Genomic DNA, 17,897 nt, shown 5'->3' with positions numbered 1-17,897 from the left:
TGTTCTAAAACCGTTATTGATTTTACTTCAATGTTACCCGAAGAAGTGCAACATTTTTTTATTCAAAATCAGAACAAAAATATTTGCGGCAGGTTTAAGAAATCTCAATTAGATACAATAACGATTCAAATTCCGAGTCATATTTTATACACTCAAACGCATTATCACAAAATGTTTTTACTGGCATTATTTGTTGCAATGGGAACAACATTATTTAGTTGTCAGGATAAAAATGGGAATAAACAAAAAATAGATAAAGTAGAAGTTGTTGAAAATCCTTCCACAGCAACACCAATCGTTAAAGATAAAATTTCAAAAAAGAATCTAGAGCCTGACGATTCTCTGAAAAAAACTAATCTTGTCAAATTTCAAAAACAAGTAAAAGATAAATTTAAAATAATAAGTTGTGAATCTAAACCTTCCATTCTATGTGCTTTACCTACCGTATCTTATCCTGAATCGATAATTAATGAGAATAAAAATTCGACTCAAGAAATTACAGAAGACGACACTATTTATATGGGTGCAGCTATTGAAACATCACCAAATTATCCTGGCGGAATTAATAATTTTTATCAATTTTTTATAAAGGAATTTAAAGCACCTGAAGAAGTTGAAAATTTTAAAACGCCAATTATAGTTTCATTCGTTATAGATAAAGACGGTTCACTATCATCATTTGATATTCCAAAAAATGCAAATCCACAAATAGGTGCAGAAATAATTCGTGTTTTAAAACTATCCCCAAAATGGATTCCAAGTGAACAAAACGGTAAAAAAACCAGAACGAAATATAGTTTACCAATATCATTTGAATAGAGACATTCTTTAGATTATCTCTACAACAGAATTAAATTTAAAACCGTAAATTTGCTTTTTACCTTACAATGAAAAGCAATTTACTTTCAAACATAAAAAATCCCGCCGATTTACGCTCACTTTCTGAAGCGCAATTACCTCAAATTGCACAGGAATTACGTCAGTTTATTATTGATGTTGTTTCTGTAAAAGAAGGACATTTGGGCGCGAGTTTAGGTGTTATTGAATTGACAATTGCTTTGCATTATGTTTTTAATACACCGGATGATTTATTGGTTTGGGATGTTGGACATCAGGCTTACGGACATAAAATCCTGACGGAAAGAAGAGAAATTTTCCATACCAACAGACAAATTGGAGGAATTTCAGGTTTCCCAAAAAGAAGCGAAAGTATTTATGATACTTTTGGCGTTGGGCATTCTTCTACTTCTATTTCTGCAGCGCTCGGAATGGCGATTGCTTCTAAACTAAAAGGTGATTTCGACAAACAACATATTGCAGTTATTGGTGATGCTTCGATTGCTTCGGGAATGGCTTTTGAAGGTTTGAATCATGCCGGAGTTACCGATGCTAATATTCTGGTGATCTTAAATGACAATGCTATCGGAATTGATCCGAGTGTTGGTGCTTTAAAAAAATATCTGACAGCGGTTAAAAACGGAAAAAATCCAAAGCAAAATAATATTATAAAATCGTTGAATTTTGATTATTCGGGTCCAATTGACGGTCACGATCTTCCAACATTAATCAAAGAATTAAACCGATTAAAAAAGATAAAAGGTCCAAAATTTCTACATATTGTAACTACAAAAGGCAAAGGTTTACAACAGGCAGAAGAAAACCAGGTTAAATATCATGCACCGGGAAAATTTGACGCTTCAACCGGAGAAATCCATTTAAAATCTGAAGAAAACCTTCCGCCAAAATTTCAGGATGTTTTTGGTTTAACCCTTTTGGATTTGGCCAAAAAGAACGATAAGATTATCGGAATCACGCCGGCAATGCCATCAGGAAGTTCCCTGAAGTTTATGATGGATGAAATTCCGGAACGTGCTTTTGATGTTGGAATTGCAGAACAACATGCCGTAACACTTGCTGCTGGAATGGCAACACAAGGTATGATTGTATATTGCAATATTTATTCGACTTTTTTGCAACGCGCTTACGATCAGGTTATTCATGATGTCGCTTTACAGGATTTACCGGTTATTTTTTGCTTAGACAGAGCTGGTTTGGTTGGTGAAGACGGCGCAACACATCACGGTGTTTTTGATATTGCGTATTTAAGATCAATCCCAAATATGATTATTTACGCGCCAATTAATGAAATTGCATTGCAAAACATTTTATATTCAGTTCAATTTGGGTTAAAACATCCTATCGCGATTCGATATCCGCGAGGCCGAGGCGTTATTTCGAATTGGGAAGTAGAAAATTTCGGACAATACGAAAATATTGAAATTGGCGAGGGAAACTGTTTAAAAAGCGGTACTCATACGGCTGTTTTATCAACAGGAACAATTGGTAATAATGTGATTAATGCGTTGAATGAATGCGGGAATCCAAAAACTATTGCGCATTACGACTTTCCATTCATTAAACCTCTAGACGACAATTTATTACACTATATTTTTAAGAATTTCAAAACCGTTATTACCATCGAAGACGGCGTAATAAACGGAGGTTTTGGAAGCGCAATTCTCGAATTTGGATCAGCAAATAATTACACTAATAAAATACAAATCCTTGGCGTTCCTGACGTCTTTATTGAGCATGGAACTGTCTTACAATTACAACAATTGTGTAAAATTGACGTTAAAAGTTTAGCAAATCTTTTTTCTAACCGTTCAAAATAATTATTTTGCACAACCAAAAAAAAAATCAAAAGTTAACCTAATGAAATTATTTCGATTCATCATCTTATTTTTCCTTTTTAGTTTTTCAATTACGACATCTGCTCAAATTATTCGAACAACTTTAGATCCTGCTCAATTACCTAAAATTCCGTCTAACTGGACAAAGAAAAACCAACTGGGTTTTGATATTTCAGAAATTGCCTTTGTAAACTGGAGCGCGGGGGGAACAAGTTCTATTTCGGGTTTGTTTAAAGGTGAATTTGGAAGAACTTATGTAAAAGGAAATCATAAATGGTTTAACGAACTTATTGTAAAATATGGTTTGAATAAACAGGACGGAACTGAATTGAGAAAAACCGACGACGCTATTCAGCTGAACTCCACTTACGGTTTTAGAAAAGACACGTTATCAAACTGGTATTATTCTGCTAAGTTTAACTTCAATACACAATTTACAAACGGGTATAATTACCCAAACAAAGATATTGCAATTTCGAAACCATTTGCGCCTGCCTATATCTTTCTTGGAGCCGGAGCAGAGAATTCAAACAAGGAAAAAAACAGAACTTTTTACTTCTCTCCAATCACATTGAAAACTACTTTGGTATTAGATCAATATTTAGCAAATCAGGGTTCTTTTGGTGTGAAAAAAGCGGTTTATATGGCTGATCCTAATGATCCTACAACTCAGATTTTAGTTGAAGAAGGACAAAAAGTAAAAGCTGAATTTGGTATTTTGTTTACCGGATATATGAAAAGCGAAATCTATAAAAACATATTCTACGAGAACAGATTGAGTTTATATACCGACTATTTAAACCGATTTGGAAATGTCGATGTCGATTATGACACACGTTTAGATCTTGTGGTAAATGCTTATGTAAAAGCGAATATTGGTATCCATTTAGTTTATGACGACGATATTAAAACTAAAAAAGATGTTGTAGACCCGGTAACAGGAACAACATCTCAGGTTAATGACGGTCCAAGAGCCCAATTAAGACAAGTTTTGGGAGTTGGCCTTGTATATGCTTTTCAATAATCTAATTACTTTTTCGGCCGTTAATCGTTTCAAATAATTCTAACGCATTTCCGTCCGTTAAAAGAGAAACAAAATGACAAATATGAAGCAAACGCTCATATAAATTAGTTTTGTCTAAGTGATGTTTTTCAGGCAGCATTTTCAAAATTAAATGATCATAATTGGATGCTTTTCCTTCATATTTGTTATTAAAAGCGGTTATAAATTTATCCAGCAAAGTTTGGATAATCTGATATCCCACGATTTCTTTCTCGATTACTTCGCGGCTCTGATAAATTTTTTCAACACTTAATTGAATAATATCATTCATTTGGGCTTTGTATTTGCTTTTATCAGTTAAAGCAAAAGGAAATTTTCCTGCCAGAATTGCTTCTTCATTTTCGATAAAAACATCTACTGCATCACTTATTAAAGATCCAATTGCCAAAGCTCGTAAATAACTAATTCGGTCTTCTTTGGTTTCTAATAATTTATATTTAGAAACTCCAATATTATCTTTTACAAGTTTAATTAGATATTCTAAAGCATAATCTTCAGAGACTAAACCTAAGTTTATTCCGTCTTCAAAATCGATAATCGTGTAGCAAATATCATCTGCAGCTTCAACTAAATACGCCAGAGGATGTCTTTCAAAACCAATATCTTCTCCTTCTTTATTGGCAATCATTCCCATATCCTGGGCAACTTCTTCAAAAAATGTTTTATCAGTCTGGAAAAAACCATATTTTTTATCGGCAATATTTGAAGTTGGTTTTTTAGGCAAACTTTCTTTTGGATATTTCATAAAAGCTCCCAAAGTTGCATACGAAATTCTTAGTCCGCCTTCAATTCCCGGGCGACTTGCCGTTAATACCGAAAATCCATTGGCATTTCCTTCAAAGTCAATTAAATCCTGCCATTGTTTTGCGGTTAATTTATCCTTGTATTTTAATCCGTTTCCTATCGAAAAATATTCTCCAATTGCTTTTTCACCAGAATGTCCAAAAGGTGGATTCCCAATATCATGTGCCAAAGATGCTGCGGCTACAATAGCCCCAAAATCATTCATATGATACCCATGAACTTCTTTAAGATCAGGATATTTTTCAATGATTTTTTTTCCAACCAAACGTCCTAAAGATCTTCCCACAACCGAAACTTCCAAACTATGTGTCAATCTCGTATGAACGAAATCTGTTTTTGAAAGCGGAATAACCTGTGTTTTATCCTGCAAAGACCGAAACGCCGCCGAAAAGATAATTCGGTCATAATCAACCTCAAAACCCAAGCGGGTATCATCTTGTTCTGCACGTAATCTTTTGCTTGTATCGCCTTGGCGTTTGAGTGATAAAAGTTGTTCCCAGTTCATTTTTCTATTTTAGATTGTAGATTATTGATTTAGATTGAGGATCTAAACATCAAAAATACATTTTATTTTAGGATAATATTGAATAAAAATATGCCACAGATTAATTTGATTTAAAAGATTAAATCTTTTGTGCGCCACTAATTTCGCAAATTTTCACGAATTAATTTAAGCACAATGATTTGTGTTAATTGTTGAAATTTGTGGCAAAATATTAGCTACTACATTAAAACTCCAAAGCTGTGCTGTGTTTAATTTCTCCCATTACGAAAATGCTGTTTGTGTTTCCTATATTTTCAATTGTAGATAATTTGTTCATGACAAAATCCTGATAACTAGCCATATCCTGAACCAGGATTTTCAGCATAAAATCGTAATCACCCGCAATATTATAGCATTCTATAATTTCCGGAAGCGCCACGATATCTTTCACAAAATTGCTTCCCACGTTTTTAGCATGTTCTTTTAGGCGAACATTACAAAAAACCGTCATGCCTCGATTCATTTTTTTCTTATCTAATAAGGCCACATATTTGGTAATATATCCGTCGCGTTCCAGTCTTTTTATTCGCTCGTAAACTGGTGTAACCGTCAGAAATAATTTACTGGCAAGGTCTTTTGTGTTAATATTTGAGTTTTCCTGAAGGTGTTTCAGGATCAATAAATCAGTTTTATCTAAGTTTTCCATAGTAATTTTTACGGCTAAAGTTCTTTTAAAGAGATTTCATCAGTAATATAATCTTCAAAAAATACATTTTAAAAGAGTATTTACTTAAATAATAACCAAATATAAGTTATAAAATCTAATACAATAAATTTGTTCAGTAAAAAATACTGAAACAAAAATGAAAACAAATAATTTAGGTTACCCACGAATCGGCAGCAATCGGGAATTAAAAAAAGCGAGTGAATTATACTGGGCTGGCAAAATTTCGGCTGAAGAACTTCTTGATGCCGGAAAAGAAATTCGCCTTCATAACTGGAAATTGCAAGCTGAGGCTGGCGTAGATTTAATTCCGTCAAATGATTTTTCCTTTTATGATCAGGTTCTTGATTTAACTTTGACTTTGGGCGCAATTCCGGAGCGTTATCACGAATTTGCAAAAACCAATTCGTCTCTCGACTTGTATTTTGCAATGGCAAGAGGCGCGCAAAAAAACGGGCAGGATGTTGTGGCAATGGAAATGACAAAATGGTTCGACACTAACTACCATTACATTGTTCCTGAATTCACAAAAAACCAAAAATTTGAATTGTTTTCAGAAAAAATAATCAATGAATTTAAAGAAGCTAAAGATTCAGGAATCGCTACAAAACCGGTTTTAATTGGACCAATCTCCTATTTATTATTGGGAAAAGAAAAAGAAGAAGGTTTTCACCGAATTGATCTTATTGATAAATTGCTTCCGGTTTACTTTGAAATTTTCGAAAAATTACAAGCAGAAAATGTTGAATATATTCAGCTTGATGAACCTTTTTTAGCTTTAAATTTAACTGATAAAGAGCGTAATACTTTCACGGAAGTGTACAATGAAATCAATATTCGTTTCCCAAAAATTAAAATTATTTTAGCGAATTATTTTGATTGTTTCGGAGAAAATTTAGCTACAGCATTGGCTTTGCCGGTTGATACTTTCCATTTAGATTTAGTACGCTGCCCATTGCAACTGGATGATATTTTAGAATCAGGAAAATTAAACGCTACCGTAAATCTTTCTTTGGGAGTTGTCGACGGAAGAAATATCTGGAAAAACGATTTCAAAAAATCTTTAGAATTAATTAAAAAAGCAACTGATGCTTTGGGAGAAAACAGAATTCTGGTGGCACCTTCGTGTTCGTTAATTCACAGTCCGTGCGATCTCGATTTAGAAACGAATGATGAAACGCTTACGCCTGAAATTAAACAATGGCTGGCTTTTGCAAAACAAAAAATCAATGAAATTGTCGTATTGAAAAAATTTGCTTCAAATGAAGTTAATATTGAAAATTCAGAAGATTTCAAACAAAATGTTATTGCAAATGAAAACCGTAAAACTTCAAAATTAATTCATAACAACGAAGTTAAAGCGCGCGTTAACGGAATCACTCCAGCTGATGACAAACGTAAAAGCACTTTTGCAACCAGAAGAAAAAGCCAGATTGAAGCTTTAAATCTTCCTTTATTTCCAACAACCACAATTGGATCTTTCCCTCAAACAGCCGAAGTGAGAAGCTGGAGAGCAAAATTCAAAAAAGGAGAATTAACCACTGAACAATACAATGATTTAATCGAAAAAGAAACCGAAGCGACAATTCGTTTTCAGGAAGAAACCGGAATTGATGTTTTGGTTCACGGAGAATTCGAGCGTAACGATATGGTGGAATATTTTGGCGAACAATTGTCCGGATTTACGTTTACCAAAAATGGCTGGGTTCAGAGTTACGGAAGCCGCTGCGTGAAACCGCCGGTTATTTATGGTGACGTTTCAAGACCAAACCCAATGACGGTAAAATGGTCGAAATATGCACAATCTTTGACTCCAAAATGGGTAAAAGGAATGTTGACCGGACCTGTAACTATTCTGCAATGGTCGTTTGTTCGTAACGATCAGCCGCGTTCTGAAACTTGTATACAAATCGCTTTGGCCATTCGTGACGAAGTTGTCGATTTAGAAAAAGCCGGAATCAAAATCATTCAAATTGATGAACCTGCGATTCGCGAAGGATTGCCATTGCGAAAAGAAGAATGGGCAAACTATTTAGACTGGGCTGTAAAAGCGTTTCGAATTTCGGCAAGCGGTGTAAACGACGACACGCAAATTCATACTCACATGTGTTACAGCGAGTTCAACGACATCATTCAGAATATTGCTGATATGGATGCTGACGTTATTACAATCGAATGTTCGCGTTCGCAAATGGAACTCTTAGATGCTTTTGCCAACTTTAAATATCCAAACGAAATTGGGCCTGGAGTTTATGACATTCACTCGCCACGCGTTCCTTCAAGTACCGAAATGGTTCGTTTGTTAGAAAAAGCTTCGGCTGTAATTCCGACAGATCAATTATGGGTAAATCCAGATTGCGGTTTAAAAACCCGTCATTGGGATGAAACCAAAAAAGCTTTAATCGAGATGGTTGCAGCTGCTCAGGAAATGAGAGCTGCTGTTGAAAATCCTGTCACTTAGGAATTTTAATTAATATATTTTTGTTTTTTAGTGCCAGCAGGCGGAGTCGGAAATTAGTTATGATTTAGTTTCGACTTCGTTTTTGCTGGTATTTTTGTGTTTAAAGTTTTTTGAAGCAGAAATTAAGGTTTCAAAACACCTTTAGTCCCGCTATCCGCTATATCTTTTTCTGGCTAAAAAGCCAAAAAAAGGATACGGCTTCTATCGGGGCTAGGCGAGAACTTTTTGTTTTCAAAACACTTCTAAACTAAGAGCAAAAAAAAGCATCCGCCGCGGCGAATGCTTTTCTGAAATTGAATATAATTTAAGATTAGAAGTTTTTAGAAACTCCAATGTTAAATGTTTTACCAAAATTAAAATCGAAGTTTTTGTATTCTGGTCCGTTGTTATCGTAGTTGATTGTTCCGTAGTTTAAACCACCAATATTAAAGTTTAAACCAAAACCTTTTTTCATATCGATAAAAAGAGCTGGCGTAATACCAACATACATCCCGTCACCTTTAGCAGTTGTAGTAAGCGGTCCTGTGTACGTTTTATCTTTTTCACTTTGGTACCCTAATCCTAATTCTGCAAAGAATGCAAAAGTTGGATTCAATGGCATTGTGTAACGTAAAAATGCACCTAATTTAGTTGTATTAAATCTATCTTCGTTTGCTCCTTGTTTTGTTTTAGAAGAACCAAAAGAAGCCTCACCTCCTACAGTCCAATTATCATGAAATTGGTAACCTACTTTTGGAGAAAAATCAAATTCATTGTTTTTTACTTCATTATTTCCAAGAGTTCTCGTTTCAGAAGAATAACCAATACTTCCACCAACCAAGATTGTTCCTTTTTGTGCATTTGCAAGGCTCACAACTGCAAATGCAACCATAACTAACATTTTTTTCATTTTGTTTTTGTTTTAAAAAATTTAATATCCCTTTAACAATAACGGTGCCGCGCAAAATAAACATTAAGATTTTTTTGTGATTCCTTAAAAAGACAAAAATTTAGTAAACGAGCGTATTTCTGTTTACTTTTGTAGCAAATAAATACTCATGTCGATAGAAGTAAACAACATATCAAAAAGTTACGGAACGCAAAAAGCGCTTAATGAAATTTCTTTTAAAATTGAGAAAGGAGAAATCGTAGGATTCTTAGGACCAAACGGCGCCGGAAAATCTACCTTGATGAAAATCCTGACCACTTATTTATTGGCCGATAATGGCTCAGCCCTTGTAAATGGTCACGATGTCATGACAAACACAAAGGCAGTTCAGCTTTCTATTGGGTATTTACCAGAGCATAATCCGTTGTATCTGGATTTGTATGTTCGTGAGTATTTGGCTTTTAATGCCGATGTGTATCATGTTGACAAATCAAGAATTGAAGAGGTAATTCAACTGACAGGACTGACACCGGAAAGCCATAAAAAAATCAGTCAGTTGTCAAAAGGATACCGCCAGCGTGTGGGACTTGCGAATGCTTTATTGCACAATCCTGATGTATTAATTCTGGACGAACCAACTACAGGCCTGGATCCGAATCAGTTAATGGAAATTCGAAATGTGATTAAAAATGTTGGGAAAGATAAAACTGTTTTTCTGTCAACACACATTATGCAGGAAGTCGAAGCTATTTGTGATCGTGTCATTATTATTGACAAAGGACAAATTGTAGCGGATAAAAAATTAGATCATTTAATTTCTGAAGATAAGGAACAAGTTATCGAAGTTGAATTTGATTATCAGATTCAGGAACAGCTTTTGGCAAAATTGGAAAACATTACTTCTTATAGAAATATCCACGACATGACGTGGGAATTAACTTTTGTTGCCGAAAAAGATATGCGTCCCGCTATTTTCGATTTTGCTAACGAAAACGGATTGAAAACATTACAATTAAATCAGAAAAATAAAAATCTGGAAGCTGTATTTAGAGAAATTACAAAGTAGTTTTCAGTTTACATTTTCAGTTTACAGATTAAAAGCCCGTTTAGTTTTAAACGGGCTTTTTTGTTTCTAACAATTCTAATATTTATTTTCTTACTTCTTACAGTAATTTAAAATTTATTAATTATAAAAATCACTCATAAACAGATCTTTATAAATCTCTATGCAAATTTGTGTTTATTTTTATTTAGACTTAGTATAAATAGTATTATATTTGAAAACGAAATCCTAAATAATTATATGACTTAATATCATTCACTCTTTGTTTTTTTGTTTTTTTTTGTGTTAGTAAAGAGCCTGTTATTTTCGAGCAGGCTTTTTTTATTAAACTTCCAGATTCAGAAAAACAGCTTTTATTTCATCAATAACTATTTTAATATCTTCTTCTGTTGTCCTCCAATTCACAAACGAAGCTCTTATTCCTTTTTGATTTCTATAAATAGTTGGCGTCATAAATACTTTACCACGATCATTAAGTTCGGTTAAAAATTGAGATACTTTTTCCTGATTGTGATCTCCTTTTAAAGTAAAACAAACATTATTAAGCCGAATTGGTGCCATTAATTCAAAATTTCCATCTTCAATAAGTTCGTTTCCAAAATGCTGCGCCATCAAGACACTATTTTCTACAATATCCTGAAATCCCTCTTTTCCGTAAGCCAGCAAAGAAAACCAAACCGGCAAGGCTCTTAAACGTCTTGAGTTCTCGGGCAATACATTTAGGTAATTAAAATTCTCTAACGGACTTCCTAAATAAGGCGCATTCGAATTTTGAAATGTTTCTATTTGTAGACTGGTATGTTCTTTTTTAATTAAATAAAAAGCGCTTTCGTAAGGCACATTCAGCCATTTATGACAATCAATTGTAATACTGTCTGCGCCTTCCCAACCTTTTACAAAATGTTTATATTTATCAGAAACAGCGGCAAATCCACCAAAAGCTGCATCAATATGCCACCAGAAACTGTATTTTTCTTTTAATTTTGAAATCGCTTCAAAATCATCAAAATCTGCTGTATTCACAGTTCCGGCACTCGAAATTAAGATAAAAGGTTTTCCGTTTAAGCTTTCAATATTATTTTCTAAATCAACAATATCAATTGCTTCGCGGTTGCCTTCAATTGTTTTTATTGTGGTGAAATTATTACTTCCAATTCCTAACATCGCCAATGATTTTATTGACGAAGAATGTGGCGTTGCAGTCAGGATATTTATAGTTTCAGAAATTCCATTTTTCGCAAAATCTTTCCCAGACTGTTTTCCAAACCATTGCCTGGCAACTCCTAAACAGGTAAAATTTGACATTGTAGCGCCGGTTACAAATCCGCCCAGAAAAGAGTTTGGTAAACCAAATAACTGTAATAATAAATTGATTGTTTCAAATTCAATTAATGCCGAAGCGCCGCCCTGCCCTTTTATTGCCTGCGTATTTTGATCGTAAACTGAAGCCAGCCAATCGCCTACAATAGCAGCCGGAGTAGATCCTCCGGTTACAAATCCCCAATATCGTGGTCCCGAAGATGCGACCATTAAAGGTGCTAATCGTTCATTAAATTCTTCTAACGCTGCAACGGAACCTAAACCTAATTCGTTTAATTCACGTGTTACATCAATTGAATTTTTATTTGAAGTGAGAACATTTTTGATATTATTCAGGAAATCAATTCCTTGCTGTTTTGCTGTATCAAGTATATTTTCAAGATCATTTAAATCCTGCTGCAAAAATGTGTTCATAGTATTTATTTAGAAATATTGGTAATGGAATCTTACCATTTTGTTTTTTCAGAAAATCGGGAAATCAACATCGAACAAATAACATCGCCGTTGGCATTTAATAAAGTGGCGACCGGGTCAACAAGCGTTCCTAAGATCATGGCTACGGGCAAAGCTTGTTCCATCGGTAAACCGTAAACGGTAATGGCTAAAATTTCGCCAATGTAACCACCATTTGGGATTCCGCCTTCTACAATCGAAACGATTACGGTAATTCCTAATGCTATCAAAATGGTCATTGGATCTGTAAAATCTTTTCCAAACATGGCAAAAAGAACTGTTATTTTTAAAATCGATGACATACTGGAACCATCTTTATGCAAAGGTCCGCCGAGTGGAATAACCAAATTCCTGACATGTTTAGGAATGCCCATTTTTTCGGCAGCATCCAGATTTGCGGGAATGGTTGCAATACTGCTGCATGTTCCTACGGCGGTTAAGGAAGGCGTAATATTGTTTTTCCAAAAGACCATAAAAGCTCTTTTTCCTCCGGCTATAAAAGCATAAATACTAAAAAACACGAAGAAGTAAAAGATACAAGCGGCGTAATAAACGCCCAAAGGTTTGGCGTAAGCACCAAATAATTGCGGACCAAAAACACCAACCTGATACGCAAAATAAGCTCCTAAACCAATTGGCGCTAATTTCATAATCATCATTAGCAATTGCTTCATGACTTCGTTTCCGGAATCAAGAAAACTTCTGAAAGAGCTTCCTTTTTCTCCTGATTGCAAACTGGCAAAACCAACTAAGAAAGAGAATATAATAAGTGCCAGCATGCTTTTTCTCGACAATAGCTGATAGAAATCATTTACGGTAAGCAATTGTGCGATTTGGTCGCCAATACTTCCGGATTCAATATTTTCTATTGGAATTTTTGAAACAATAATACTTTGATGAATCGGAACAATATAAACCGCCAGAATCATGACAATAGCCGAAATTAGTATAGTTCCTAAAAAAACGGCCAGCATGATCATAAAAAGTTTTCCCAGTTTTTCGGTTTGCTCTAAATTGGCAACAGAAGAAGCAATGGTGAAGAAAATCAACGGAATAATGGCCGTGAAAAGTAAATTAAGAAAGATGTCTCCAAGCGGTTTTATAACCAAAACATCTTTTCCGAAAAATAATCCGAGAATACTTCCCAGTATTATTCCTCCAAGTAGTAAAAGAATGCTGCTGTAACTTTTGAGAAAATTGATTTTTTTAACCTCCATAATTTTAAAAAGTATTAGAATTCAGAATAGAAAACCCGAAATAAAAATCAATTAAAGTACTCAAAAAAAGAGTTCAAAAATTATTATTGTAACTTTTTGTTATTTTTCCAAAACCAAAGTCGTAAAAGCTCTGTCAACCAATTCTCCTGTTTTGCTTTTTACTTTTTCGGTTAAAGTTTCTTTATTTATGATTTTGAAAGAAGTTTTCTCAATTAGTTTCTCCACTTTTTCGGTACTGTAAAGTTCAAACTCATATTGTGTAAAAGGAAGCTGTTTCATGAAACTTTCTTCGGCAAAGGTCAAGGAGAAAATACCTTTTTCTTTTAAAACCCTGTAAATTTCCGAAAGCAATTTTTCAGGTTCCTGCCAGAAATAAATCGTATTTACAGTAAATATTTTATGAAAGAAAGCATCTTCAAATGGAATTATATTTCCGTCATAAATCGAAAAAAAGGCCTGTTTTTGCGATACAAAATTTCTGTTGATCCGGCGTGCTTCCTGAAACATTAATTCAGACATTTCAAGTCCGTAATATTTAATATTTTGAGCTTCTTCAAATATAAATGCTACATGTCCTGCGTTTCCGTGACCTAATTCCAGAATATTATCTCCTGATTCTATATGTAGATTTTGAAAAGAATGGCGCGTCATGTTGATGTTGGTTTCATGCATCATATTCGCCATTTCGATTCCTTTTTCTCCCGTTGGATGTTTGAGCTGAGATGCGATTGCTTGTAATTCTTCTTGTTTCATAATGGTGTTATTAAATTCCAAATTAAAAAAAATCCAAATTGCAACTACCGATATCTTTGTCAAAGTTTAAAACTTTGACAAAGATTACAGCATGTGTTTTTAAAAAATACGACTCGCGATCTGACGAATATTCTCCGATTTCCCCATTGAATAATAATGCAAAACAGGAACTCCGGCAGCTTTTAATTCTAATGATTGCTGAATTGCCCATTCGATACCCACCTGTTTGATCTCTGCATTATTTTTACATTTATCAACTGCATCGATTAAATCTTCAGGCAAATCAATTCTGAAAATTTGTGGTAAAATCTGTAAATGTCTTTGAACTGCAATGGGTTTAATTCCGGGAATAATCGGAATTGTGATTCCAATTTCTCTGGCTTTTTCTACAAAAGCAAAGTATTTAGCATTGTCAAAAAACATTTGTGTTACGACATAATCAGCTCCCGCATCTACTTTTTCTTTCAGTCTTTTCAAGTCTGATTGTAACGAAGGAGATTCTAAATGTTTCTCCGGATAACCGGCAACACCAATACAAAAATCGGCTTTGTTATCGACATCCATAACTTCATGCAGGTATTTTCCACAATTTAAATCATTGATTTGACGAACCAAATCGATGGCAAAACTGTTACCGCCCACTTTAGGCACAAAAGATTGTTCATCTTTCATGGCATCTCCACGAAGTGCCATTACATTGGTGATTCCCAGATACTGACAATCAACCAGCATGTATTCTGTTTCTTCCTGCGTAAATCCGCCGCAAAGCAAATGCGGCACAGTATCAACATTATATTTATGTTTTATAGAAGCGCAAATTCCAAGCGTTCCCGGACGCATACGAGTTAATTTTTTATCCAAAAGTCCGTTGCCTTTGTCAATATAAATATATTCTTCGCGAGAAGTCGTTACATCAATAAACGGCGGTTTAAACTCCATTAACGGATCAATATTATCGTATAATTCCTGAATGCTTTTTCCTTTTTGAGGCGGAATAAGTTCAAATGAGAATAATGTATTTCCTTTGGCGTTTTCTATATGTTCTGTTACTTTCATTATTAGAGTTATGAATTATGACTTATGAGTTTTGAGTTTTAGTTCGTGTAAAAAATCTGAAATCAAAAAACGTAATCAAATATCTTTTTTTGTTTCAGGTTTCAAGTTGTTAGCGTACCTGAAACATGAAACATGAAACTTTTTTCTAGTCTGCTATATTAGGGTTTAACCATTTCATTGCGTAATCTGTTGGTACATTGCGTCGTTTGGCGTAATCTACCACCTGATCTTCTTTTATTTTTCCAAGTCCGAAATATTTACTTTTCGGATTCCCGAAATAATATCCAGAAACAGATGAAGCCGGCCACATCGCCATACTTTCTGTCAGTGTAACTCCAATTTCTTCGGCTACATTTAGGAGTTTCCAGATTGTTGGTTTCTCCAAGTGATCCGGACAAGCCGGATATCCTGGCGCAGGACGAATTCCTTTATAATTTTCTTCGATCAAATCTTCTGTCGAAAGTGATTCTTGAGGATCATAACCCCAGAAATCCTGACGTACTTTTTCGTGCAGGTATTCGGCGAAAGCCTCAGCAAAACGATCCGCTAATGCTTTTACCATTATCGAATTATAATCGTCCAGATCTTTTTCAAATTCAACTGCCCATTCGTCAACACCAAAACCTGTTGTGACACAAAAAGCGCCCATATAATCTGTAATTCCTGAGTCTTTTGGCAAGATAAAATCAGACAAAGCGATGTTTGGTGCTCCTTTTGTTTTTTGTGATTGCTGACGAAGCGTTAAGAATTTCTCCAATACTTTTCCGTTTTCATCACGCAATTCGATATCGTCATCGTCAACTTGGTTCGCAGGGAAGATTCCGTAGATTCCTTTTGCCGTTAGTTTTTTCTCTGCCAAAATCACTTTCAACATTTCCTGAGCATCCGCAAAAACCGAAGTTGCCTGTTCTCCCACAACCTCATCGGTCAAAATTGCAGGATATTTTCCGAACAATTCCCACGTTCTAAAAAATGGTGTCCAGTCGATATACGGAACCAAAACATCCAATTCTACTTCGATAATTTGTTTTCCAATTACTTTTGGTTTAGTCGGAGTATATTCAGCCCAATCCAATTGTAATTTGTTTTTACGCGCTTGCTCGATCGTCAGGAAGTTTTTGTCTCTCGAACGATTCAAAAACGTTTCTCTGAATGCATCATATTCAGCACGAATATCGCTTGCATATATTTTTCGGTTATGATCTAACAGGTTTCCTGCAACGGTAACGGCGCGCGAAGCATCATTTACGTGAATTACAGTTTCTCTATATTGCGGAGCGATTTTCACGGCAGTATGTGCGCGCGAAGTCGTTGCACCACCAATCATAATTGGAATTTTAATTCCTTGTTTGTCTAATTCTTTTGCCAGATAAACCATTTCGTCAAGCGATGGCGTGATCAATCCGCTTAAACCAATAATATCTACATTATGTTCTATCGCCGCGGCAATAATTTTTTCCGGAGGCACCATAACGCCAAGATCTACAATCTCGTAGTTGTTACACGCCAAAACCACCGAAACAATATTTTTACCAATATCATGAACGTCACCTTTTACGGTTGCCATCAATATTTTTCCGTTTCCTTGTTTGTCTCCGGCTTGTTTACTGGCTTCAATAAATGGCAATAAATACGCCACGGCTTTTTTCATCACACGTGCCGATTTCACAACCTGAGGCAAAAACATTTTTCCACTTCCGAATAAATCGCCAACCACATTCATTCCCGTCATCAAATTGATTTCGATCACTTCAATAGGTTTTGTTGCGGCTAAACGTGCTTCTTCAACATCTTCTTCAATAAAAGCATCAACTCCTTTTACTAATGAATGCGTAATACGTTCCTGAACTGTTCCTAAACGCCATTCCTGAATCGCTTTTTCATCACTTTTTACTTCGCCTTTTACGTTCTCAGCAAAATCTAAAAGTCGTTCTGTCGCGTCGTCGCGTCGGTCCAGAATTACGTCTTCAACGTGTTCTAATAAATCTTTTGGGATATCATCATAAATCGAAAGCATCTCCGGATTTACGATTCCCATTGTCATTCCGTTTTTGATAGCGTGGTATAAAAACACCGAGTGCATCGCTTCACGAACGGTATCATTTCCTCTAAAAGAAAACGAAACGTTACTTACCCCACCACTAATATGGGCATGTGGCAAGTTCTCACGAACCCATTTTGTACCTCTGAAAAAGTCCAAAGCATTCAGGCGATGTTCTTCCATTCCCGTTGCAACGGGAAAAATATTCAAATCGAAAATAATATCCTGTGGTGGAAAGCCAACTTTATTAACCAAAATATCATACGAACGCTGACAGATTTCGACTCTTCGGTCATAATTATCCGCCTGACCTACTTCGTCAAAAGCCATGATAATAGCCGCAGCTCCGTATCGTTTGATTAATTTGGCGTGATGAATAAAAGCTTCTTCACCTTCTTTCAAAGAGATTGAGTTTACAACACTTTTTCCTTGTACTACTTTTAGACCTGCTTCGATGATTTCCCATTTCGAACTGTCGATCATAATCGGCACTCTCGAAATATCCGGTTCTGATGCAATTAAATTCAGGAATTTAGTCATTGCCTGAACACCATCAAGCATTCCCTCATCCATATTAATATCGATGATCTGTGCTCCACCTTCTACTTGTTGTCTTGCAATATCAAGCGCCTCGTCATATTTCTCTTCCTTGATTAAGCGAAGGAATTTTCGCGAACCGGTTACATTTGTACGCTCTCCAATGTTTACAAAAACACTTTCCGGCGTAATAATCAACGGTTCTAATCCTGCTAATACAAGGTCTCTTCTTTTTTCTGTCATTTGTTTTAAAGTTACTAAGATCCTGAGATACTAAGGTTCTAAGTTTTTTATTCTATATTTTTTTAGGCGTTTAAACCTTTAATCTTTTATATTAATGGGCGTGTCCCTCCGGGTCGG

Annotated in this window: 13 protein-coding genes; 5 read left to right on the top strand and 8 right to left on the bottom strand. The window is 35.1% G+C overall.

Annotation, left to right across the window (positions count from 1 at the left end):
* The first annotated feature begins 30 nt into the window (after positions 1-30).
* The 3 genes from AC3QL1_RS07660 (at position 31) to AC3QL1_RS07650 (ending at position 3,717) form a co-directional block, all read left to right on the top strand.
* Positions 31-819 (top strand): energy transducer TonB, encoded by a 789-nt coding sequence (locus AC3QL1_RS07660; RefSeq protein ID WP_492496511.1) that lies wholly within the window; start codon positions 31-33, stop codon positions 817-819.
* A 68-nt stretch (positions 820-887) separates the two neighbouring features.
* On the top strand, positions 888-2,675 hold the full coding sequence (locus AC3QL1_RS07655; RefSeq protein WP_492496509.1) for a 1-deoxy-D-xylulose-5-phosphate synthase: 1,788 nt from the start codon (positions 888-890) through the stop codon (positions 2,673-2,675).
* Between the two features lie 40 nt (positions 2,676-2,715).
* On the top strand, positions 2,716-3,717 hold the full coding sequence (locus AC3QL1_RS07650; protein WP_492496508.1) for a DUF3078 domain-containing protein: 1,002 nt from the start codon (positions 2,716-2,718) through the stop codon (positions 3,715-3,717).
* Between the two features lies 1 nt (position 3,718).
* Here the strand turns inward: AC3QL1_RS07650 and AC3QL1_RS07645 are convergent, their stop codons facing one another.
* Positions 3,719-5,065 carry a deoxyguanosinetriphosphate triphosphohydrolase gene (locus tag AC3QL1_RS07645; RefSeq protein ID WP_492496506.1) on the bottom strand — a complete coding sequence of 449 codons (1,347 nt, stop codon included), beginning with the start codon at positions 5,063-5,065 and terminating at the stop codon, positions 3,719-3,721.
* Positions 5,066-5,288: 223 nt separating this feature from the next.
* A complete protein-coding gene (locus AC3QL1_RS07640) occupies positions 5,289-5,750 on the bottom strand; it encodes an Lrp/AsnC family transcriptional regulator (protein ID WP_042566180.1) in 462 nt (153 codons plus the stop codon).
* 157 nt (positions 5,751-5,907) lie between these two features.
* Here AC3QL1_RS07640 and metE point away from each other — a divergent pair, with 157 nt between their 5' ends.
* Positions 5,908-8,229, top strand: a complete 2,322-nt coding sequence (metE, locus tag AC3QL1_RS07635) for a 5-methyltetrahydropteroyltriglutamate--homocysteine S-methyltransferase (RefSeq protein WP_492496505.1) — start codon at positions 5,908-5,910, stop codon at positions 8,227-8,229.
* Between the two features lie 310 nt (positions 8,230-8,539).
* Here metE and AC3QL1_RS07630 read toward each other — a convergent pair whose 3' ends face one another.
* Complete coding sequence (locus tag AC3QL1_RS07630; protein ID WP_492496503.1) at positions 8,540-9,118, bottom strand: outer membrane beta-barrel protein; 579 nt, start codon at positions 9,116-9,118, stop codon at positions 8,540-8,542.
* A 148-nt stretch (positions 9,119-9,266) separates the two neighbouring features.
* On the opposite strand from AC3QL1_RS07630, the gene gldA reads away from it, so the two are divergent.
* Positions 9,267-10,163: a gliding motility-associated ABC transporter ATP-binding subunit GldA gene (gene gldA / locus AC3QL1_RS07625; RefSeq protein ID WP_492496502.1), complete on the top strand. Its 897-nt coding sequence runs from the start codon at positions 9,267-9,269 to the stop codon at positions 10,161-10,163.
* Positions 10,164-10,484: 321 nt separating this feature from the next.
* Here the strand turns inward: gldA and AC3QL1_RS07620 are convergent, their stop codons facing one another.
* The 5 genes from AC3QL1_RS07620 to metH all read right to left on the bottom strand — a co-directional run bounded on the left by AC3QL1_RS07620 (position 10,485) and on the right by metH (position 17,780).
* Positions 10,485-11,894, bottom strand: coding sequence for a pyridoxal phosphate-dependent decarboxylase family protein (locus tag AC3QL1_RS07620; RefSeq protein WP_492496500.1), 1,410 nt, complete (start codon positions 11,892-11,894; stop codon positions 10,485-10,487).
* 32 nt (positions 11,895-11,926) lie between these two features.
* On the bottom strand, positions 11,927-13,150 hold the full coding sequence (locus AC3QL1_RS07615) for a dicarboxylate/amino acid:cation symporter (protein ID WP_492496498.1): 1,224 nt from the start codon (positions 13,148-13,150) through the stop codon (positions 11,927-11,929).
* 99 nt (positions 13,151-13,249) lie between these two features.
* Positions 13,250-13,903, bottom strand: a complete 654-nt coding sequence (locus AC3QL1_RS07610) for a class I SAM-dependent methyltransferase (RefSeq protein WP_492496496.1) — start codon at positions 13,901-13,903, stop codon at positions 13,250-13,252.
* A 99-nt stretch (positions 13,904-14,002) separates the two neighbouring features.
* A complete protein-coding gene (gene metF, locus AC3QL1_RS07605) occupies positions 14,003-14,959 on the bottom strand; it encodes a methylenetetrahydrofolate reductase [NAD(P)H] (RefSeq protein WP_492496494.1) in 957 nt (318 codons plus the stop codon).
* Between the two features lie 145 nt (positions 14,960-15,104).
* On the bottom strand, positions 15,105-17,780 hold the full coding sequence (metH, locus tag AC3QL1_RS07600) for a methionine synthase (protein WP_492496492.1): 2,676 nt from the start codon (positions 17,778-17,780) through the stop codon (positions 15,105-15,107).
* Between the last annotated feature and the right edge of the window lie 117 nt (positions 17,781-17,897).

The sequence above is a fragment of the Flavobacterium sp. GW823-FHT04A11 genome (assembly GCF_058796535.1).
This window is presented reverse-complemented; position numbering and strand designations above follow the sequence as displayed.

Coding starts and splice junctions, on each gene's coding strand:
- AC3QL1_RS07660 (WP_492496511.1), top strand. CDS start 31: ATGTTACCCGAAGAAGTGCAACATTTTTTTATTCAAAATCAGAACAAA.
- AC3QL1_RS07655 (WP_492496509.1), top strand. CDS start 888: ATGAAAAGCAATTTACTTTCAAACATAAAAAATCCCGCCGATTTACGC.
- AC3QL1_RS07650 (WP_492496508.1), top strand. CDS start 2,716: ATGAAATTATTTCGATTCATCATCTTATTTTTCCTTTTTAGTTTTTCA.
- AC3QL1_RS07645 (WP_492496506.1), bottom strand. CDS start 5,065: ATGAACTGGGAACAACTTTTATCACTCAAACGCCAAGGCGATACAAGC.
- AC3QL1_RS07640 (WP_042566180.1), bottom strand. CDS start 5,750: ATGGAAAACTTAGATAAAACTGATTTATTGATCCTGAAACACCTTCAG.
- metE (WP_492496505.1), top strand. CDS start 5,908: ATGAAAACAAATAATTTAGGTTACCCACGAATCGGCAGCAATCGGGAA.
- AC3QL1_RS07630 (WP_492496503.1), bottom strand. CDS start 9,118: ATGAAAAAAATGTTAGTTATGGTTGCATTTGCAGTTGTGAGCCTTGCA.
- gldA (WP_492496502.1), top strand. CDS start 9,267: ATGTCGATAGAAGTAAACAACATATCAAAAAGTTACGGAACGCAAAAA.
- AC3QL1_RS07620 (WP_492496500.1), bottom strand. CDS start 11,894: ATGAACACATTTTTGCAGCAGGATTTAAATGATCTTGAAAATATACTT.
- AC3QL1_RS07615 (WP_492496498.1), bottom strand. CDS start 13,150: ATGGAGGTTAAAAAAATCAATTTTCTCAAAAGTTACAGCAGCATTCTT.
- AC3QL1_RS07610 (WP_492496496.1), bottom strand. CDS start 13,903: ATGAAACAAGAAGAATTACAAGCAATCGCATCTCAGCTCAAACATCCA.
- metF (WP_492496494.1), bottom strand. CDS start 14,959: ATGAAAGTAACAGAACATATAGAAAACGCCAAAGGAAATACATTATTC.
- metH (WP_492496492.1), bottom strand. CDS start 17,780: ATGACAGAAAAAAGAAGAGACCTTGTATTAGCAGGATTAGAACCGTTG.